A 21,668-nucleotide genomic window follows, 5' to 3' on the forward strand; every position below is an offset into this window, starting at 1 on the left:
ATTTTATGCGTCTAAACGTACCAATAGAATTATCTGACAATTTCTACTAAAAACTAAAATATGTTAACATGGAAAGAGGTTATTAGCTTCGCAACAAAAGGAAACCCAACTCCAGATAAAAGAGTTGAGAAAACAGCGAAAGAATGGAAGGGATTATTAAATCCAGAACAATTTAGAATTACACGACAAAAAGGAACCGAAAGACCACATACTGGCGCTTTATGTAGCATTTATGATGAAGGGCAATACAATTGTATTTGTTGTGATACACCGTTATTTGATTCTACAATTAAATTCGATTCTAGTTCTGGCTGGCCTAGTTTTACACAACCTATTAAAGAAAATGCTATCAAATACCATAAAGACACTTCTTTTGGCATGATAAGAGTTGAAGTGATGTGCAACACCTGCGATGCTCATTTAGGTCATGTTTTTCCTGATGGACCTGAACCTAGTGGTTTGCGGTATTGCATCAATTCTGAATCTATGAAACTAGAAAAAGAAAATGAATAAAAATTTACAAGTTGCCACTTTAGGAGGTGGTTGTTTTTGGTGCACAGAAGCCGTATTTCAAAAAGTAAAAGGGGTAGAAAAAGTAGTCTCTGGCTATGCTGGCGGAAATGCTCCTGGTAGACCTACTTATAGAGAAATTTGTTCAGGTTTAACAGGTCATGCAGAGGTAATTCGAATCACTTTTGATGATACAATTATTTCTTATGAAGATATTTTAGTCATTTTTATGACCACACACGATCCGACTACTTTAAATAGACAAGGCGCAGATAGAGGGACTCAATATCGTTCTGTAATTTATTATCATGATGAAACACAACAAAAAATTGCCACGGAAGTATTGAAACAAATGCAACCCTATTATTCTGATAAAATCATCACAGAATTAAGTGCTTTGCCTACTTTTTATGAAGCGGAAAAAGAACATCAAAATTATTACAGAGAAAATACACAACAAGGATATTGCAGCTATGTTATTGAACCGAAACTGGCGAAATTACGACAATTACATGCTGACAAATTGAAGTAATGAATTTAAAAAATCAAGAAAAATACTGGTTTTAATTGATGAATAACTGATTTCTACAAAAACCAAGATACATGAAATTACAAATAAAAGACACTTTTACCAAAAATTTACCTGCCGATAAAATACTTGAAAACTCAAGAAGACAAGTTACTGAAGCGGTGTTTTCTTTTGCAAATCCCAAAAAAACCAAAGCGCCAAAAGTTTTACATGTTTCGCAAGAAATGGCTTCTGAATTAGGTATTTCCGAAGAAGAAACAAAATCAGAATTCTTTAAAAAAATTGTTACAGGAAATGAAGTTTATCCTAATACAAAACCTTTTGCAATGTGTTATGGTGGTCATCAATTTGGCAATTGGGCTGGACAATTAGGAGACGGAAGAGCTATTAATTTATTTGAAGTTGAGCATAAACAAAAAAACTGGAAAGTACAATTAAAAGGAGCTGGTGAAACACCCTATTCAAGAACTGCAGATGGTTTGGCTGTTTTGCGTTCTTCGGTAAGAGAATATTTATGCAGTGAAGCGATGTATCATTTAGGCATTCCCACCACACGTGCTTTGTCTTTAAGTTTATCTGGCGATGACGTTTTAAGAGATGTTTTATACGATGGAAATCCGGCATATGAAAAAGGTGCCATTGTTACTAGAGTAGCTACTTCTTTTTTACGCTTTGGAAATTATGAAATTTTTGCTGCAAGAAAAGACATAAAAAATTTAAAAATTTTGGTGGATTATACGATTCATCATCATTTTTCGCATTTAGGAAATCCATCCAAAGAAACCTACATACAATTTTTTAAAGAGGTTTCAGAACGTACTTTAGCCATGATTATTCATTGGCAACGTGTCGGTTTTGTGCACGGAGTCATGAATACCGATAACATGTCTGTTTTGGGTTTAACCATCGATTTTGGTCCTTATGGTTGGTTAGAAGGATTTGATTTTGGTTGGACACCCAATACTACAGACCGACAACACAAACGTTACCGATATGGAAATCAGCCCAATATTGGGTTATGGAATTTATATCAACTCGCAAATGCGTTGTATCCCATTATTCAAGAAGTGGCTCCTTTAGAAGCTGTTTTAAATCAGTATAAAATTGATTTTGAACAACAATCTTTAGAGATGATGAAATCAAAACTAGGGTTATATACTTCGGATGAAAATGATACAAAATTAATGCAAAATTTAGAAGATACTTTGCAATTGGTAGAAACTGATATGACCATTTTTTTTAGAAGCTTAAGTAATTTTACAGATGCCGAATCGGGGTTCCAATTGATTAAAAAATCATTTTATGACTTTGATACTATTTCTGATGAGGTAAAATCTCAATGGGACAGTTGGTTTCAAAAATATGCTGAAAGATTGCAAATTGAGCGTCTTTCATCCGAGGAAAGAAAAGAAAAAATGGATACTGTAAATCCTAAATATGTGTTACGAAATTACATGTCTCAATTGGCTATTGATGCCGCAGATAAAGGCGATTATTCTTTAATTGATGAATTATATCAACTCTTAAAAAAACCTTACAGTGAGCAGCCAAAATATGAAAAATGGTTCGCAAAAAGACCCGAATGGGCAAGAAATAAAGTAGGTTGTTCTATGTTATCTTGTAGTTCATAAAACTATTTACAAATTAAGACCTCACAGGTTTTAAAAACCTGTGAGGTCTCTTAAAATAACACAAAAATGAAATTAGGCTTAGGAACCGCAGCTTTAGGAAGACCTCAATACATTAATGTTCGTACAGAAACTTGTGATAATTCAGACTTAACTGAATTTAAAAAACAAAGTTTTGCTGTTTTGGAAGCTGCTTACAAATCAGGAATCAGATATTTTGATACAGCTCCTGGCTATGGTTTGGCAGAAGAATTGGTGTTAGAATGGCTGCAAACAAAAAACGATAGTACTATTGAAATTGCTACAAAATGGGGCTATACATACACCGCAAATTTTGATGCGAATGCCACCGTGCACGAAGTAAAAGAACATAGCATCCAAAAATTAAACGAGCAATGGAATTTTTCAAAACAGCTCCTACCCTATTTAAAAGTGTATCAAATTCATTCTGCCACTTTAGAAACGGGTGTTTTAGAAAATAAGGCAGTTTTAGAGCAATTAGCAATTTTAAAAAAAACACACAATCTTAACATCGGGTTAACCACAACAGGAACCAATCAGGTTGAAGTGATTAAAAAAGCATTAGAAGTTTTGGTGGATGGCGCATTTCTTTTTGATGTTTTTCAGGTAACTTACAATTTTTTAGAGCAAAGTTTACAAGAAATTACTACGGAACTAAATCGTAAAAACAAAACGATTGTAATTAAAGAAGCTTTGGCAAATGGCAGGATTTTTAGAAATTCTAAATATCCACATTATCATGCGCTATATGCAGTTTTAGAGGAGTTATCAAAAAAATACTTGGTAGGTGTAGATGCAGTTTCTTTAAAATATTGTGAGCAAACCATTCCGAATAGTATGGTTTTAAGCGGCGCAAGCTCAATTCATCAATTACAAGAAAATGTAAAGCTCAATAATTTTTCGCTTGCTAAAGAAGATATTGAAACCTTAAATTCATTTAAAAAATCTCCCGATTTCTATTGGTCTGAACGAAAAAAATTACATTGGAATTAACCAAAATTGCATTTGGTGGTGGTTGCCATTGGTGCACTGAAGCTGTTTTTCAATCGTTACTTGGTGTACAAAAAGTAGCACAGGGTTGGGTTGCATCCACAGAAAAAAATAATACTTTTTCTGAAGCCGTAATAGTTTATTTTGATGACAAAAAAATCGATTTAAAAACATTGATTACCATTCATTTAAGAACACATAAAAGCACCAGTAATCACTCCATGAGAACTAAATATCGTTCTGCAGTTTATTATTTTTCTAATCAACAAAAAGAAGAAAGTCAAAAAATAATCGAGCATTTACAATCAGATTTTGAGGCTATAATCATCACACAAATAGTAGCATTTAAAAACTTTCAACCTTCTAAAAAAGAATTTCAGAATTACTATCAATCGAATCCTAACAAACCTTTTTGTAAAACTTACATTAATCCAAAACTAAAATTCCTAATACAGAACTTCCCAAATCATATTGATAAAAGTAAAGTTTCTCGTTGTTATTAAGACAACCCAAAAAAATAAATATCATTAAAAACATTAAAAATAATTTTAATTTTAAAACTGAAAGAATTTGCACAAATTGCCAAGAAAAACAAAAAAAGGAAAGCGAATTTTACAAACTGAATAAAGGAAGTAAACGCATTGGAAAATGATCAAACCTATACTAGTTTTATCAATAAAATTACAGAAAATAATGTTAGTAGAATTGTTCTCTATAAAGATACTTACGAATGTAAAACTTGTAAAATGAGTTCTCAATAATTGCTATAAAAGTTTTATATTTATCAATTAAATTTTAGTTTTTATACATGCTTTACGAATTCAGAGAAATCATTAACCAAGCAGTAATCAACCAACAAAAAGGATTGAAAAACGTGCTGGCAACTGTGGTTTTTCTAGAAGGTTCTTCTTATCGAAAACCAGGTGTTAGAATGCTAATTTCTAATGATTTAAATTCTGTTGGCGCCGTAAGTGGCGGTTGTGTAGAAAAAGAAATTATTCATAGAGCAAGGACTGTTTTTTCTGACAACAAGCCAAAAGTAATTACTTACGATGGTCGCTATAAATTAGGCTGTGAAGGAATTTTATATGTGCTCATTGAGCCTTTTTTTGTTTCTAATGCCTTTATAACTGCTTTTTCTGAAGCAAATTCAAAAAGACAAACCTTAAAAATTGAAAGTCACTATAAAAAAGAAAATGAGGTTTTTGGTGATTTTGGTTCTACAATAAGTTTTGAAAATAAACAACAGTTTCAGTTCGCAGAAACCTTTAAACCTCAAAATAAAAATGAAGTTGCAGTTTTTACACAAATTTTAGAACCCGCATTTAAACTCCTAATTATTGGTGGTGAACATGATGCCGTAAAACTATGCAAAATGGCCTCTAATTTAGGTTGGGAAATAGAGGTCATTACGTCTATTAAAGACCCAAAACAACTCGTAGATTTTCCGGGTGCAAAAACTGTAATTGGCGCTAGTCCAGAAAGCATCGAATTTAAAGATATTGCAGAAAATTGTGCTATTGTAATTATGAATCATAGTTACGTGCAAGATTTAAAATATGTGATAAAGCTTTCTGAATATCAGCCAAAATATATTGGAATTTTAGGTGCGCCTAATAGAAGAGAGCGCTTATTTAATGAGCTTTTTGAGTTTGTTCCAACTATTTCTGATGAATTTATAGGCAACATTTACACACCCGCAGGCCTGCATATTGGCGCACAAACTCCAGAAGAAATCGCACTCTCTATTGTTGCCGAAATAATAGCTGTCACTAGAAAAAAAGAGCCATTTTCTTTGAGAAATTTAAACGGTAAAATTCATAGTTAATCGATGAAAAATATCGCTGTTTTAGTATTAGCTGCCGGAAAAGCATCAAGAATGAATAGCATTAAACAGCTAGAAATAATTAGCAAAAAAACACTATTAGACATCTCTTTAGAGAAAATTAAATGGATTCTTCCCAACACTATTTTCTGTGTTTTAGGAGCAAATTCTACTCAAATAAAACAAGAAATTGCCACAAAAAATATTCAATTTATTATCAATAAAAACTATGAAAATGGCTTGAGTTCAAGTATTGTTGCCGGAATACACTATTTTAGGAAAAATAAATTAAGTTTCTCTGGAATTTTAATTCTTTTAGGAGATCAACCCGCTATTGAAATTTCCTACTTAAAAAATATGATTGATTTATTTGAGAAAAATAACGATACCATTATTGCCTCAAATTATGGAGATAAATTAGGGGTTCCTGCTATTTTTCCTGAAAAATATTTTGAGGCTTTGCTATTGATCAAAGGAGATCAAGGAGCAAAAGAATTCATCAATCAAAGAAAAAATGAAGTTGTTTGTCCGAAAATAGTTACCAACTTTTTTGATATAGACACTCAAGAAGACTTATTCCTATTTAAAAATTCAATTTTAAAATAGCCAATTTTATTCCTATGAAATTATTCAAATACTTCTTATTTTTTATCCTACTTCTTTGTATTTCTGCTTGTGCTACTTTAAAAATGCAAGTGGCAGAAAATGAAGTTTTTGAAGAGAAACAAGACAGCTCAAAATTGGTACATTCTTTTTATTTAATTGGTGATGCAGGAAATTCTACTTTAACTAAAGATTCGCCCGCTTTAATCTATTTAAGAAAGAAAATGAAAGGCGCTTCTAAAAAATCTACCTTACTTTTTTTAGGTGATAATGTGTATGAAAGCGGAATTCCCAAGAAAAAATCTAAAAAATATCCTTTAGCAAAAAGAAGAATTAAAGCACAAACTAAAGTTGCCGAAAAATTTAAAGGAAAATCAATTTTTATCCCTGGAAATCATGATTGGTATCATGGTTTAGAGGGCCTGCAAAGAGAAGAAGAATTGGTAAAAAAAGAGTTGGGAAAAAATTCTTTTTTTCCAGAAAATGGTTGCCCGTTAGCACAAGTAGACATTTCTAAAAACATCGTTTTAATTATTGTAGATACCCAATGGTATGTAACAAATTGGGACAATCACCCAACGATCAATGATCATTGTGAAATTAAAACAAGAAGCAAATTCTTTGATGAATTTGAAGGAATGATAAAAAAAGCAAGAGGAAAAACAACAATTATTGCCATGCATCACCCCATGTTTACCAGCGGCTCTCATGGTGGTAAATTTTCTTTTCGTAGCCACTTAAGTCCTTTACCAATTTTAGGTACGATGAAAAATATACTTCGTAAAACCTCAGGAATTTCGAATGCAGACATCCAAAATAAAAAATATAATGAGCTCAAAAAACGCATTGTAACTTTGTCTCAAGAAAATGACAAAATTATTTTTGTTTCTGGTCATGACCATAATTTACAGTACATAGTACAAGATAATATTCCGCAAATTGTTAGTGGCTCTGGCTCTAAAACAAAGGCAACCAAATTATCTGGCGGTGCAAAATTTACGTATGGTGCGCAAGGTTTTGCCATATTAGACATTTATGAAAACGGATCTTCAGAGGTTCGCTTTTTTACGGTAAAAGACGACAAAATTGTATACCAAACCCAAGTGTTAAAAGCAGATGAAAAAAAGGTCTTTAAAGCATTTACAAATAAAGAAATAACCGGAAAAAAGGCTTCAATTTACACGCAAGAAGAAGTAACTAAAAGCAAAACATATCGCTATTTATGGGGAGAACGGTATCGCAAATATTTTGGCACAGAAGTACATGCACCTACAGTAAATTTAGACACACTTTTTGGCGGATTAAAACCTGTTAGAAAAGGTGGAGGACATCAATCTAAATCTTTACGATTAAAAGATAAAAAAGGGCGCGAATATGTGATGCGCGCTTTGCGAAAAAATGCCGTGCAATATTTGCAAGCTGTGGCTTTTAAAGATCAATATATAGAAGGGCAATTTGATGATACAACTACAGAAAATTTATTGTCTGATGTTTTTACAGGTTCGCATCCTTATGCTCCTTTTACCATTGGAAAATTATCTGATGCCATTGGCTTATATCACACAAATCCTGTTTTATACTATATTCCCAAACAAAATAGTTTAAGACAATTTAATGATGAATTCGGTGATGAATTATATATGATTGAAGAACGTGCAGCTTCTGGACATGGAGACAAAGCGAGCTTTGGTTTTTCTGATACCGTAATTAGCACCGATGATTTATTGATGAATTTAAATAAAAATGAAGACCATATTTTAGATGAAGAAGCCTACATAAAAGCGCGCTTATTTGATATGTTAATTGGTGATTGGGACCGTCATGAAGATCAATGGAGATGGGCGGTTTTTAAAGAAAAAAAGCAAGTAGTTTATAGACCAATTCCAAGAGATCGAGATCAAGCCTTTTCTATTTTTGGTGATGGTGCTTTGTTAAATACCGCTACAAAATTGATACCTACATTGCGTTTAATGAAATCGTATAGCGAAGAGTTAAAAAGCCCTAAATGGTTTAATTTAGAACCCTATCCTTTAGATATGGTGTTAATTTCTAGATCTGGTAAAAATGTATGGGACCAACAAGTTAAAGGTATTCAAAATAATATTACAGATGCGGTTATTGAGGATGCATTTACCGGTTTTCCTGAGGAAGTAAATGATGAAACGATAGCACAAATAAAAAGAAAATTACAAGGCAGAAGACGTAATTTACAGATAATTTCTGATAACTATTTTAATGTTGTCAATAAGTTTCAGGTAATTAGAGGAACTCAAAAAGATGATTGGTTTGAAATTGAAAGATTGCCAAATGGACAAACAAAAATTACTGCCTACACCATAAAAAAAGGTGATAAAAATAATGTGTTCCTTGAGCGCATTTATCATACATCGGAAACCAAAGAAATTTGGATTTATGGTTTAGATGATGAAGATAAATTTATTGTAAAAGGTGATGGCAACAATCTAATAAAATTAAGACTTATCGGTGGTCAGAATAATGACAAATACACCATTCTAAATGGTAAAAACGTAATTATTTATGATTTTAAATCAAAGAAAAACACTTTTAAAACCAAAAAAGGAAGAAGAAAATTAACAGATGATTACGAAACAAATGTGTACGATTACAAAAAATTAAAAAGCAGTAGAAATGTAATTACGCCAACTATTGGCTATAATCCTGACGATGGCGTTAAAATTGGATTTGCAAACACATATACCGCTTATGGTTTTGAAAGAAATCCTTTTACTTCTCAACATTCGCTTGCTGGCGCCTATTATTTTGCAACGAATGGTTTTGAACTTGATCACTCATCTGAATTCGCGAACATTTTTGGAAACTGGAATTTTGGTGTAAACGCAACTTTTACGAGTCCTAATTTTGCAATAAATTATTTTGGTGTAGGCAATAACTCCCCCAATCCAGAAGCCAATGATATCGAAGAAGAGGATTATAACAGAGTAAGAATAAGTAAACTATTTGCAGGTACTTTTATACAATGGAAGAGTGATTTAGATGCAAAAATAAAGCTCGGTGTAAAATATCAAACCATTAGGGTAGAAAATACACCAAATCGATTTGTAAACAGTCAATTCTCGGCGAGCAATGCTATTTTTGAACATCAAGAATTTATAAATACAGAGGGGAGTTATCAATTTGAAAATATAGATAATCGCGCTTTTCCAACCATGGGTATGAAAACGGAGATCTTTGCGGGTTATACTACAAACATTAACAATACCAACCATTTTGGATATCTAATTCCGTCAATTTCTTTTGATTACAAGTTGGTGGCTAGCGGGCAATTGGTATTCGCCACAAAACTAAAAAGTCATTTTACTTTTGGTGACACTTATGAATTTTATCAAGCCGCCAGTATTGGAGGGAATGACGGCTTAAGAGGATACAGAAATCAGCGTTTTACAGGTAAAAATTCCTTTTACCATAGTTCTGATATTCGTTTAAATTTAAGAAGTTTTAAAACAAGTTTAATCCCTTTGGATGTTGGCCTTTTTGGAGGATTTGATTATGGACGTGTTTGGGGACAAGAAAGCTTAACCCTAAATACCTTATTTATAAACAAAAAACTAAACACCTCTGCTGGAGGTGGCGTTTTCTTTAATGCCGCCAATATGGTTTCTGGAAACATTGCTGTTTTTAATAGTGATGACGGTTTAAGATTAGCCTTTTCATTCGGATTTGAATTTTAATATTTTACAATGACACAAATAGCATTAATTTTTGGTTCTTTATTTGGACTTACAGCCGTTATATTTGGCGCTTTTGGCGCGCACTTACTAAAGAAAAAACTTACTTCAGATCAATTACAAAGTTTTGAAACCGGTGTAAAATATCAAATGTATCATGGCATACTTTTACTTGTTTTAGGTTTTAATTTAAAGACAAGTACCGCCTTTGACAACTCTATGATGTATGCTTTTATAATAGGAACTTTTCTGTTTTCTTTTTCTATTTATGGTTTGGTCATTTCATCTGCAAACCATAAGAAATTAAAGTTTTTAGGCCCCATAACCCCTTTAGGAGGTTTATTTTTGGTTGTAGGCTGGGCACTATTGATTTGGAAATTTTTCTTTCCGTACTAGTTGATGGTAATTTCATACAAATTACCACCTTCTCCACCCGCTTTTTCATCGGTAACAAGCAATTTATTGGATCCTTTAAAACAGATTCCTTCTTTTTGAGTTTTATGCTCTAATTCAATTTCTTCAACAGTTCCTGAAAAGAAGTCATCTTCTTTAAAGTTTGAAAAAATAAGAACATTTCTTTGAGATAATAAAGCCACTTTTGTGCCATCATCAGAAATATCTGCTGAAGTTATCCAACATTTTAAATCTTTACAATTTTTATATTCTCCGATTAATTTTGCAACATGATTTCCTTTCTTAGCAGGAAGTTTATAGAGAAAAGTTCTTCCATATTTTTTCTTAACTCTACTTTTTGTAAAAATATAGATGTAATTTTTAAAGTAAAAAAAGGCTTCTGCATCAAAAAGTAAGCTTTTCTTTTTAGATGAAAATTTTTCTTGATTTTCATACTCAAATTCTATCTTTTCTACTTCAGCACTTTTTTTATTTAAATACTTCTTATCAATTTTTAAGATTTTTAAATTCTTTCTTTTACTTAAGTTGTTCCCAAAATCACCGATATAGATATTGCCTTTTTCATCTGAAGTTAAATCTTCCCAATCACGATTTTTAGTTTTTACATAAATCTCTCTTTTAATCTTACCTTTTTTTGAAACAGCGAATAATTTTGGCTGGTTCCCACCATCATTTATCATCCAAATAAAATCCGACTTCACTTCAAATTCTACTCCAGAAACTTCTTTTAAACTTTTGGGCAAATCTGCTAGAATCTTTAATTGCCCAAAATTTTGACAACTAGCAACTATCATAAAAGTAAAAAAAACGACCATTTTTCTTATCATAAAACTTTAATAAAAATTTTTATTTTATTTATAAAATAGCTGTGTAAAAAATTAAATTACCATCCGCCAGAAGCTCCGCCTCCACCAAAACTTCCACCGCCAAAACCACCTCCAAAGCCTCCTCCGCCTGAAGAACCGCCAAAACCACCTCCAAAACCGCCACTTCTGCCAGAGTTACTTAAAACTATGGCAGTAAAAATAGTATCTGCGAGTGAACCTCTTCTAAAACCTCTTCCGCCTCCTTTATTGTTTTTGTTTCCTCTAGAAATTAAAAGAACGATAATGATAATAATGATGACAAAAACGAGCACTCCAGGATCAAAACCTTTCTCATTTTTTTTAGGGGTTCCTGTAAATTCGCCGTTTAACGTTTTAAAAATATAGTCGACTCCCCTATCTAAACCGCTATAAAAATCGCCTTTTTTAAATTCGGGGATCATAACCCTTTCAATAATTCTTTTCGATTGAAAATCTGTTAATACATACTCAACACCTTTTCCTACTTGGATGGCTATTTTCTTGTCATCTTTAGCCAATACAACTAAAACGCCATTGTCTTTTTTTGCATCGCCAATTCCCCATTTTTCGCCCCAATTGGCGGCTAAATAGCTGATATTCTCCCCTTCGGTAGATGCGATAATAGCAATCACAATTTGTGTCGAAGTGGTATCTGAATAACGGATTAATTTATTTTCTAAACGGTTTTTTTGTGCATCCGAAAGTAAGTTTACATAATCATATATACTCGTTTGAAACTTTGGTTTTTCAGGAATTTTAAATCCTTGAGAACATACATTTAAGGCACTAATAAAGGCAAATAAAAAGATAATCTTTTTACCAATAACGATTAACCGAGAACTATCAATTAAATTTTTCATCCTTTAGAAACCTCATTAGAAAGTTCATTGGTATCATTGGTTTGATACGGAAAATGAGCTTTTAATTCTTTACCAGCTATTAAAATTCCTGCAACAATACCTTGTTTAAAATTCCCTTTTTTAAAATGATGCTGAATCCTATCTTTTGTTGCATTCCAAAAATCTTTAGGCACCACGTTATTGATGCCTTCATCTCCACAAATTACAAATTTTTTATCATGTACGGCTACATAAATTAAAACACCATTTGCATCTTTGGTAGCCTCCATTTTTAAGAGATAAAACACTTCTAACGCACGTTCATAGTGGTCTTTCTCTGAGGAAGCTTCAATATGCACACGAATTTCACCAGAAGTATTTTTCTCTGCAGTTTGAATAGCAGAAACAATCTCTTCTTCATCTTTTTGGGTAAGAAATTCTTCTACTTTAGACATTTATTCTTTTTTATTATTAAAATCAAAATTGATATCCGGTGCATTTTCTGATCCCGCATTTGCTTGATAACGATTCATTTCTTTAAAATTAAAGATCCCTGCTAATAAAGAGTTCGGAAAGATTTTAATATGTTTATTATAATTATTAACACCTTCATTAAAACGATCTCTGGCAACATTAATCCTGTTTTCAGTTCCTTCTAGTTGACTTTGTAATTCTAAAAAATTTTGATTCGCTTTTAAATCGGGATACCGTTCTACAGAAACTAATAATTTAGACAATGCTCCGTTTAATCCAGATTGTGCTTGCTGAAACTGCGCCATTTTTTCAGGTGTTAAATTATCAGCATTAATATTTACAGAAGTTGCTTTTGCTCTTGCATTAATAACATCTGTTAAGGTACTTTTTTCAAAATCTGCAGCACCTTGCACTGTTTTTACCAAATTTCCTATCAAATCATTTCTTCTTTGATAGGCACTTTCTACATTAGACCAAGTTGTTTTTGCATCTTCTTGCAAAATCACAGCATTGTTATTAAATCCTTTTGCCCAACTGTAAAATCCGAAGGCGACTGCCACAATTATTATTACGGGAATTAACCATTTTTTCATAATTTCTAATTTTTATTTTTTTGAATGATATTTTTATTTATACAAATTTACTAAATATTCTCGTCAATTTTTAGAGCGATGTTCCGCCATCTAATGTGATGGTTTGTCCTGTAATAAACTTTGTATTATCAGAAGCTAACCAAACCACCGCATCCGCAATTTCCTCAGTTTTTCCATATCGTTTCATGGGAATGACACTTTTTAAAATGGCATCCATTTCTGGTTTTGCATTGAGTAATTGATTTAACAAAGCAGATTCTGTATAACCAGGACACACCGCATTTATACGTATGTTTTTGGAGGCATACTCCATCGCTGCTGATTTTGTCATCCCAACTACTGCAAATTTACTGGCACTATAGCTAATATTATTGGGTGATGCTTTTAAACCTGCTAAAGAAGCAATATTTACAATATTGCCATAACCTTGTATTAAGAATTGGGTCAAAGCTACTTTCATGCAATAAAAAACGCCAGTTTGATTTACTGAAATTACGCGATTCCAATCTTTTAATAATGATTCGTGTGTCTTTAACAAATTAGGACCGATTCCGGCATTATTGACAATGACATCTAAACGACCAAACTGTTCTACCGTTGTGTGTATTAAATTTTCTACTTCTTCAAACTTTGCAACGTTCGCTTTTATAGGTAGCGATTTCCCTCCATTTGTTACAATTTCTTCAGCCACTTCTTGTGCTTTTTCTAAATTGATGTCAGAAACGACCACCGTTGCTCCCTTTTTTGCAAAATGAATTGCTGTTGCCTTCCCGATACCAGAACCTGCTCCTGTAATAATTACAATCTTGTTTTTAACTTTCATATTTATTAATTTGGGCGTTCCCTAAAAAGGTCGGGCTTTACACTATATCTTTTTGCGAAAAGCAAAAAGGATGCCGCTTCAATCCCTAACGCATATTAGTTTTTATTAATGAAGCTAAGGAATTTTATTAAAAATTATTGAAATTTATAATTCCTTTTTTTAATTTCTTTTGACTTTTATAGAATTCTAATAGTTTTTTAAAACACAATATTCTATTTTAAAAACATAGGATGACTTACTAATCTATCGATTTGGTTTGAATTGCTTTTAAAGCCAATTTACAACACAATTCCGATGCTTTATTTAAGTTTGAAAATCGTTCATCTGTAGTAAAACCTTTGGAAAATCGATAATATATTTGTTGTGCAATTACAGCTATTTTAAACAAACCAAAAACGTAGTAAAACACTAGATGCGCTGTATTTCTACCTGATTTTTGCAGATACATTTTTGCAATTTCACTGCGAATCGGATTTCCTTCGAAAATAGTTGGGGAAGGGATTCCTTGTTTCACAAAATCATGATCTGTTGCCACCGTCCAATATCCCAAAGAAGTTCCTAAATCCATAAAAGGATCTCCTAAAGTTGCCATTTCCCAATCTAAAACAGCCGCAACTTCTTGCCAAGAATCGTCTTTAAAAACTACATTATCATATTTAAAATCATTATGAATTAAACAATGTTCGTATGCTTTTGGTTGATGCGCTTCCATCCATTCCATGACCATTTCGGCTTCCAGATTTTCGGCTGTTTTTGCTTTAATATATTGCTTCCCCCAATTAAAAACTTGTCGCTGCACATATCCTTCAGGTTTCCCTAAATCGGCCAAACCAATCGCGTTATAATCTATGGCATGCAATGCTACTAAAGTATCTAACCAAGAATCAGCAATCGTTTTATAATCTTCTGCCGCTATATTTCGTTGATGTGCTTCTTTATAATTTAAGATGATGCCTTCTACCTTTTCCATGATATAAAAATCACTTCCTAAAATCATTTCATCATCAGAAAAAGTAAACATTTTTGGCACTTTAGAGAATGCTTTGTTTACCCCGCTTTGCACTTTGAATTCTCGATGCATATCATGACCTCGTTTGATTGCGCCCTTAGGTGGTTTTCTTAAAACATATTCTTTTTCTTCAATACTTAAAAGATAGGTTAAATTAGAAAATCCATGTGTAAATTGCTGCACAACTAACTCACTTTCCACAGTGCTGATCAGTCCGTTTTCTTGAAGATATTTCTTTAATAAAACGTCATTTAATTCTTCGCCTTTTCTTACTTTTTGATTGCTCATACGTTATTCCCGTATTTTTTAATACAACTTTTACCGAGTTGATACATGTGCACTTCATCGGGTCCGTCTGCCAAACGCAACATTCTTGCAACCGCAAAATAATGTGGTAAATACGTGTCTTGCCCAACACCTTTTCCGCCTAAAACTTGCATCGCTCTATCGATTACTTTTTGCGCCATATTTGGAGCCACAATTTTAATCATTGCAATAATATCTTTTGCCTCTTTATTTCCTACCGTATCCATTTTATCGGCTGCGGATAGCGTTAACAGTCTTGCTTGTTCAATTTCGCAGGCAGATTTTGCAATTTCTTGACGAATACTACTATACTCATAAAACTTCTTGCCAAAAGTTTCTCTTTCTAAAGTTCTTTGAGACATCAATTCTAGAGCATATTGCGCCATGCCAACCAAACGCATACAGTGATGAATTCTGCCCGGACCTAAACGTCCTTGCGCAATTTCAAAACCCCTACCTTCTCCCAGAATTAAATTTTCTTTTGGCACCCTAACATTCTCTAAAATAATTTCCGCGTGTCCTTCTGGCGAATCATAAAAACCTAAAACAGCAAGTGGTCTTATAATTTTTAATCCTTTTGAATTCATAGGCACTAAAATCATGCTTTGTTGCTGATGCCTATGTGCATCCGGATTTGTTTTACCCATGACAATGGCTATTTCGCAATGCGGATCCATGGCTCCTGAAGACCACCATTTGTGACCATTAATCACATACTCATCACCCTCTAAAACAATCGAAGTTTCGATGTTTGTAGCATCGGAAGAGGCTACTTGTGGCTCTGTCATTAAAAAAGCAGAACGAATTTCTCCGTTTAGTAAAGGTGTTAACCATTGTTGCTTTTGAGCATCACTTCCGTATTTTGCTAAAACCTCCATATTTCCTGTATCAGGGGCAGAACAGTTAAAAATTTCTGAAATCCAGATTTTCTTTCCCATAATTTCTGCTAATGGTGCATATTCTAAATTGGTAAATCCTGGACTTAAATCTCCGTACTCTTTTGGAAGAAATAAGTTCCATAAACCCGCTTCTTTGGCTTTTTGTTTTAGCATTTCTGTTTTAGGGAAACGTTTCCATAGATTCGCTACATCATTTTGAAAAGCAATAAATTCTTCTTCTACAGGAACAATATGTTCTTCTATAAAAGCAGTTAACTTTTGTTGTAATTGAATTGATTTTTCTGAATATTTAAAATTCATAGCTTACCATCTAATTTATCCGGTCTCGCGCAGTCATGACCTTATTCATAATTTAAATAATATTTACCTCTCGAGAGCTGCGTTCTTTAATTTCATCAAAAAATATTTTAATGATTAATACTACTCGATAAAATTTTTATACACGAGTTTGCACTGTATTTTTTAAATACAAAACGGATAGTACAATATAACTCAAAAAATTATGACATTAACACTCTAAAATATAATCTATTGAGAATTTCACTTTTTATATCAGCGCAACTGTACTAATTCCGTTACTTTTTTTTGTGATTTTTATTTGGGTTGGAATCCGTTCTTTTAAATTTTCTACATGTGAAATAATGCCAATTAATTTGCCTTCTGATTGCAAAGTCTCTAAAGTAGCAATAACGGTTTCTAGCGTTTTATTGTCTAAAGTGCCGAATCCTTCATCGATAAATAAAGAATCTATTTTTACATTTTTACTAGCCAAATCAGACAATCCTAATGCCAAAGCCAAACTAATAATAAACTTTTCTCCACCACTTGAAGTATCTACTAACCTTGCTTGATCTGTTTGATAATGATCAATTAAATTAAAATTAAGTTCTTCTTTTGGTTTGTAAACTTCTTCCATTTTTAAAGAATATCGTTTGTTTAACTTCAATAAATGTATGTTCGCCAAATCTAATAAATGCTTTAAAGTAAGTCTTTGCACATAGGTGTTAAACGCATCTTTTGAGTTTCCTATAATTCGAAATAATTCTTTCCAAACATCGCAAATTAATTCTTGATTTGTTATTTTTTTATAGATTTCTTGATTCCTATTTTTAATTTCTTGGTCTTTTCTAAATGCTTCAAATATTTTACCTTTTTCCGTTGATAAGTCTTTGTTTTTACTTTTTAATTTCTCTAAAGTAAGCTTACTTTCTTCTTCTGAAATTTCAAAATTTTTGGAGGCATTTAAATCTGCTGTATCCTTTAAATTTGTTTCCTGTAATGTTTTTAATCGAAGTTGTCGCTTTTTTAAACCTTCTTTATTTTCAGTATATTTTAAGATATCTTCTTTATGCAACAAAGCATTTTCAACATCTTGTTTCGAATTCAAATCACTATGTTCTAGTTGTGAAGCTAGTGAGGTAGACCAAACAATGAACTCTTCTTTTAACTTCTTTTGAGCATTCTCATTTTCAATTTTTAGAGCTTCCTTGTTAGTTTTAACGTCTAATAGGTTTTGCCGCTCCTTTTTACTTTCTTCTAATTTATCCGTCAACTGTTTTTTAACAGCTTGTAAACTTTTTCTTTTTGTTTCAACCGATATATTCATGGGTAAAATAGCAACGCGTTCATTTTTTAAATATCTAGAAGTAACCTCAGATTTTTCGATCGATTCTTTACAATCTTTTTCAGTTTTAAAATGAATTTCTAATTGTTTTTGATTATTCACCAAATTAGTATTGATAACCGCAACGTTCGCTTTTAAGGCATCTAACTTCTTTTGAGCAATCTTATAGCGTCTAATTTCGCTTTCAATTTCATCGATAAACCTATTCGTTTGTTCTATTGAAGGTACTTTGAATTCGAATTTAGATAATTTAACTCGCAAACTATCCTCTAAAATTTCACAAGACTTTAATCCTTCCTCAATCAATTTTTGTTTATCCTGAATATCTAATTCTATGTGTTTTATCTTTTCTATGAAAGCGATATCTTTTATTTTTAAAGCTTCTGTAGATTGTCTTTTACCCGTCAAAATCGTATCGGCTTTATCCTTCTGAATTTGCAATTTTCGAGCACTTGTAATTTGAATATTTAAAAGTTTTATCTTTTCTGTGGATGCATCTAATACAGTTTTAATACGAGGTTTATTTGTTAATTCGCAATCCATATTTAATTTTGACGCCTCTAATTCAATGCTCGTAATTTCTTTAACAATCGATTTAATTCGTTTTGTAATCCCAACAATTTCAGTTTGTAAACTAACCTCCTTTTTATCTAAATCAGCTTTAGATTCTTTTATTTTTTCTAATTCAATTTTACGGTTCTGAAACTCTAATTCCGATTTTGAAACACCAATAGTGTCTAGATGTACTGCAAAAGGATGCTCTGTAGAACCGCATAAACTGCAAGGTTCTCCAACTACTAAATTTTGTCGATCCTCTTCATATTTCGCAATACTTTTTTCTAAATTTAAGATTCTCTCTGCATCCAAAACAGCCGTTTCTTGTTTTTTAATTTGCTTCTCAAAATCGATAATTTCCTTTTGAATACTTTCTAATGATTTAACAAAAGCATGCTGTCTCTTTGTAGAAGCATCTTTTTCTTTAAACTCTTTTTGATATTGTTCTGATAAATTTTGAAATTGCTTCCAATTGGATTCAGTGGCTGATACTTTATCTTTTTCCGCCAATAAATTCGTTAAATTATGTTTCTCTAATGCTAGATTAATTAGGGTAAACTCCTTCTCATCCTTCTCAATTTCACGCAGCTTTTCATCGAGATTTTTCTTGTTTTTTAAAAATTCAGATTGGGTAATTTCTAGCTTTTTTTGCTGGCTATCAACAAACAACAAATTTTGTTTTACAGTTTCCTTATTGTTTTTTAACGTGATTAAATCTGTTGTCCAATTTGATATTTGTGCATCAACTTCCTCTAAAAATTTATGACTAGCTACATACGCTTCCCCCTTTTTTATATAGCCTTTTTTTTCATTCAATTCAGTTGATAATTTTGCTTTAGTAGCTTTCAAAGAACTAATTTGTTGAATTAATTCTTCTAATTTATCTGATGTTTTTTTTCTGTTTTCGGCTTCATTCTTAAGCTTGCTGTCTAGTTCCGTAACCAAGTCAAATTTTGGCAACCAATCACGAAATTCCTTTTCAGAATTTTCTAATGATATCGCTTCTTTTGTAGTTTGCTGCTCTATACTTTCAATTTGTGGTTTTAATTTAGATAATTGATTTTTTAAATCAATACCTTGGTTTATGTTGTCGGTGCGAGATTTCTCATTTCTATTTAAATTTTGAATTAATTCTTGAAACTGTGCTGCTTTTTCGTGGATATCTAATAATTGAAAATCATTTTTATGATATATAAAATCAGCTTTTAATACTTCATCAACTGCTTCTAATTGTACAGAATCAGTTGCCAATTTTTTAAAGTTTACATACCAATTTACAGCAAACTGAATTGCTTCTATCTCTTTTTCTGTCCGTAGAATTTCAGCATCTAATACTTTATCTTTTTGATTTAATTCAATTTTCATTTCTTCAGATATCATATCATCCGAATTAATTTTAGCCTGAATATCTCTTAAAAGACTTTCTTCTTTAGATTTTCTATCTGAAATTCCCTGCCCAATTTTCTTATAGATTTCTTCTCCTGTAATTTGCTCTAGCAGTTTTCCTTTTTCGGGACCTTTCGCTGTTAAAAATGAAGCAAATTCCCCTTGAGCCAGCATTACCGATCTTAAAAATTGATTATAATCTAATTGCGTAACCCTTAAAATTTCTTCTTTTAAACTCGTTTTTTGAGTGGCCAGAGTAACCTTACTTGTCAAGTTTTTTAATCTTACCTCCTCTATAGGCTTGTTTAATTTTTTACCTGCTTTAGAAGCCAAACGCATTCCCCAAAAAGCCTCATAAACCAAATGATCGTTTTCGAAAGTTACTCTACTAAAAGCATCATTGGCACCATGACTTACCACATCTATTAAACTACCTTTAGAATTCTTAAAACGCGGAACACTTTGATACAGAGCTATAGTGATGGCATCTAAAATAGTTGTTTTTCCCGCTCCGGTTGATCCTGTAATTGCAAACAAACCAGCGTCTCTGAATTGCTCGTTTTCAAAATCAATCAGAATAGGTTTCTCTGATTTTAGTGAATTTATATTTTGTAATTCTATTTTTAAAATTTTCATAACAAAATACCTTATTGGTTTTTAACAGTTTGTAAAATTTCATTAAATGCATCAGATACTTTTGGCTTTTCGGATAAATTGACACCCATTTCTTTACATTTTAATTTAAAGACTTCTGTTGGCAACAATTCTTTAATAGATTTTGTATTTTTTAAAAGCTCCTCAATTCCGATATTGGTTTGCTGTTTTTTTAACGATGTTTTTAAAATTTCAAACGAATATTTTTCAGCCTCCTTTTTTAACGCGTTTGTATTTATAGTATGATTTTCGTTTAAGATGATTTCAACCCAAGGTGTTAACTCATGGGCATTAGAAATAAGATCTGGAAACTTTTCTATGCATTCACTCACGGTTCCATTGAGGCAATAAAAATTTCTAAAACAAGGGACTACAACGTCTTTAATCGTTGTTATTTTACTTTCTTCTACCGTTAAAACAAGTATTTTTTTATCATAATTTACCTCACTAAAACTTAAAATATTTGGTGAACCAGAATAGCGTACTTTTTCATTTCCGCCAATAATTTGTGGTCTATGTAGATGCCCTAAAGCAATATAATCAAAATATGTTGGAAAATCTGCTGCGCCAATATGGCCTAAAGTTCCTACATAAATATTTTGTTCACTATCAGAAATGGTACCTCCAACTGCAAATAAATGTCCCATGGCAATAACCGGAACCTTTTTTGTATTGATCAATTTACACTGTTCTGCCGCCAATTGATAATGATTAATTAATGCTGTTTTGTATTTATCAGTTAAATCCTCAAAAGATTCGCCTGCAACGGCACGACGAATATCGCCATCGCGCAAATACGGCACAGCAGCAATAATTACCTTTTCGTTATCGATATCAATCTCAAAAATCTCATCTACTATATTTTCAGTTGCCTTGCCTACAACTTTTATCGAAAGTACTTCTAGCAATTCTTTTGGTGCATTTAAAATGCCTGCAGAATCGTGATTTCCTCCTGTAATCACAATAAATTTACAGGTTGTTGTTTTTAATTTTATTAAAAAGTTATAGTACATTTTCATACTTTGATTCGATGGTGAACCCGAATCAAAAATATCACCAGAAATTAAAAGCACATCAATTTTTTCCTCGTTGATATAGTTTTCAATCCATTTTAAAAACAAAGTTTGCTCTTCAAATTGAGAATTTTCATGCAGTCTGTGTCCTAAATGCCAATCTGCGGTGTGAAGTATTTTCATAAAGTTATTGGGGTTTTTCTAGCTTATTTTTTTATTTGATACGACTGTTTAACAACCATAAATCATCCTTAAATAGGATGATTTTAGATAAAAACAAAGAATTGAAAATTGATGTTTTTACCCGCTATTTTTAGATCTCAAAAATACTTAAAGTTTTAAAAAATTAACTATTATTTTTATGCACATCCAAATACTAACCTTGTTTCTAATGGATAAATTTTATTGATTTTAAGAAAAT

General features: G+C 32.0%; 18 protein-coding genes. 9 read left to right on the forward strand and 9 right to left on the reverse strand.

Annotation, left to right across the window (positions count from 1 at the left end; genetic code table 11):
* Positions 1–60 precede the first annotated feature (60 nt).
* The 9 genes from msrB (at position 61) to K8354_RS13455 (ending at position 10,209) form a co-directional block, all read left to right on the forward strand.
* Positions 61–513, forward strand: a complete 453-nt coding sequence (gene msrB / locus K8354_RS13415) for a peptide-methionine (R)-S-oxide reductase MsrB (protein WP_223440882.1) — start codon at positions 61–63, stop codon at positions 511–513.
* Positions 506–1,042: a peptide-methionine (S)-S-oxide reductase MsrA gene (gene msrA / locus K8354_RS13420; protein ID WP_223440891.1), complete on the forward strand. Its 537-nt coding sequence runs from the start codon at positions 506–508 to the stop codon at positions 1,040–1,042. The genes msrB and msrA overlap by 8 nt, the downstream gene beginning before the upstream one ends.
* Before the next feature lie 71 nt (positions 1,043–1,113).
* Positions 1,114–2,670 carry a protein adenylyltransferase SelO gene (locus K8354_RS13425; RefSeq protein ID WP_223440892.1) on the forward strand — a complete coding sequence of 519 codons (1,557 nt, stop codon included), beginning with the start codon at positions 1,114–1,116 and terminating at the stop codon, positions 2,668–2,670.
* A 66-nt stretch (positions 2,671–2,736) separates the two neighbouring features.
* Entirely contained in the window at positions 2,737–3,681 is a 945-nt protein-coding gene (locus tag K8354_RS13430) for an aldo/keto reductase (protein WP_223440899.1), read from the forward strand.
* Positions 3,672–4,181, forward strand: coding sequence for a peptide-methionine (S)-S-oxide reductase (locus K8354_RS13435; RefSeq protein WP_223440911.1), 510 nt, complete (start codon positions 3,672–3,674; stop codon positions 4,179–4,181). Before K8354_RS13430 ends, K8354_RS13435 begins: the two co-directional genes overlap by 10 nt.
* Positions 4,182–4,486: 305 nt before the next feature.
* Positions 4,487–5,506 carry an XdhC family protein gene (locus tag K8354_RS13440; RefSeq protein WP_223440913.1) on the forward strand — a complete coding sequence of 340 codons (1,020 nt, stop codon included), beginning with the start codon at positions 4,487–4,489 and terminating at the stop codon, positions 5,504–5,506.
* Positions 5,507–5,509: 3 nt separating this feature from the next.
* Complete coding sequence (locus K8354_RS13445; RefSeq protein WP_223440915.1) at positions 5,510–6,109, forward strand: nucleotidyltransferase family protein; 600 nt, start codon at positions 5,510–5,512, stop codon at positions 6,107–6,109.
* 14 nt (positions 6,110–6,123) lie between these two features.
* Positions 6,124–9,816, forward strand: coding sequence for a metallophosphoesterase (locus K8354_RS13450; RefSeq protein ID WP_223440930.1), 3,693 nt, complete (start codon positions 6,124–6,126; stop codon positions 9,814–9,816).
* Positions 9,817–9,825: 9 nt separating this feature from the next.
* On the forward strand, positions 9,826–10,209 hold the full coding sequence (locus tag K8354_RS13455; RefSeq protein ID WP_223440933.1) for a DUF423 domain-containing protein: 384 nt from the start codon (positions 9,826–9,828) through the stop codon (positions 10,207–10,209).
* Here the strand turns inward: K8354_RS13455 and K8354_RS13460 are convergent.
* The 9 genes from K8354_RS13460 to K8354_RS13500 form a co-directional block, all read right to left on the reverse strand.
* Positions 10,206–11,042: a hypothetical protein gene (locus K8354_RS13460; protein WP_223440936.1), complete on the reverse strand. Its 837-nt coding sequence runs from the start codon at positions 11,040–11,042 to the stop codon at positions 10,206–10,208. The two genes, K8354_RS13455 and K8354_RS13460, sit on opposite strands and share 4 nt — an antisense overlap.
* Positions 11,043–11,110: 68 nt before the next feature.
* Positions 11,111–11,932: a TPM domain-containing protein gene (locus K8354_RS13465; protein WP_223440939.1), complete on the reverse strand. Its 822-nt coding sequence runs from the start codon at positions 11,930–11,932 to the stop codon at positions 11,111–11,113.
* Positions 11,929–12,366 carry a TPM domain-containing protein gene (locus tag K8354_RS13470; RefSeq protein WP_223440942.1) on the reverse strand — a complete coding sequence of 146 codons (438 nt, stop codon included), beginning with the start codon at positions 12,364–12,366 and terminating at the stop codon, positions 11,929–11,931. Before K8354_RS13470 ends, K8354_RS13465 begins: the two co-directional genes overlap by 4 nt.
* The gene (locus tag K8354_RS13475) at positions 12,367–12,978 is read right to left on the reverse strand and encodes a LemA family protein (RefSeq protein WP_223440944.1); all 612 of its coding nucleotides are present in this window, start codon (positions 12,976–12,978) and stop codon (positions 12,367–12,369) included.
* A gap of 70 nt (positions 12,979–13,048) precedes the next feature.
* Positions 13,049–13,801: an SDR family NAD(P)-dependent oxidoreductase gene (locus tag K8354_RS13480; RefSeq protein ID WP_223440947.1), complete on the reverse strand. Its 753-nt coding sequence runs from the start codon at positions 13,799–13,801 to the stop codon at positions 13,049–13,051.
* 238 nt (positions 13,802–14,039) lie between these two features.
* Complete coding sequence (locus tag K8354_RS13485; protein WP_223440949.1) at positions 14,040–15,098, reverse strand: phosphotransferase family protein; 1,059 nt, start codon at positions 15,096–15,098, stop codon at positions 14,040–14,042.
* Positions 15,095–16,315, reverse strand: a complete 1,221-nt coding sequence (locus K8354_RS13490; protein ID WP_223440959.1) for an acyl-CoA dehydrogenase family protein — start codon at positions 16,313–16,315, stop codon at positions 15,095–15,097. The genes K8354_RS13485 and K8354_RS13490 overlap by 4 nt, the downstream gene beginning before the upstream one ends.
* Positions 16,316–16,562: 247 nt before the next feature.
* Entirely contained in the window at positions 16,563–20,216 is a 3,654-nt protein-coding gene (locus K8354_RS13495; protein ID WP_223440962.1) for an AAA family ATPase, read from the reverse strand.
* An 11-nt stretch (positions 20,217–20,227) separates the two neighbouring features.
* On the reverse strand, positions 20,228–21,430 hold the full coding sequence (locus K8354_RS13500; protein WP_223440964.1) for an exonuclease SbcCD subunit D C-terminal domain-containing protein: 1,203 nt from the start codon (positions 21,428–21,430) through the stop codon (positions 20,228–20,230).
* Positions 21,431–21,668: the final 238 nt, after the last annotated feature.

It is taken from the genome of Polaribacter litorisediminis (assembly GCF_019968605.1).
Taxonomy (GTDB): domain Bacteria; phylum Bacteroidota; class Bacteroidia; order Flavobacteriales; family Flavobacteriaceae; genus Polaribacter; species Polaribacter litorisediminis.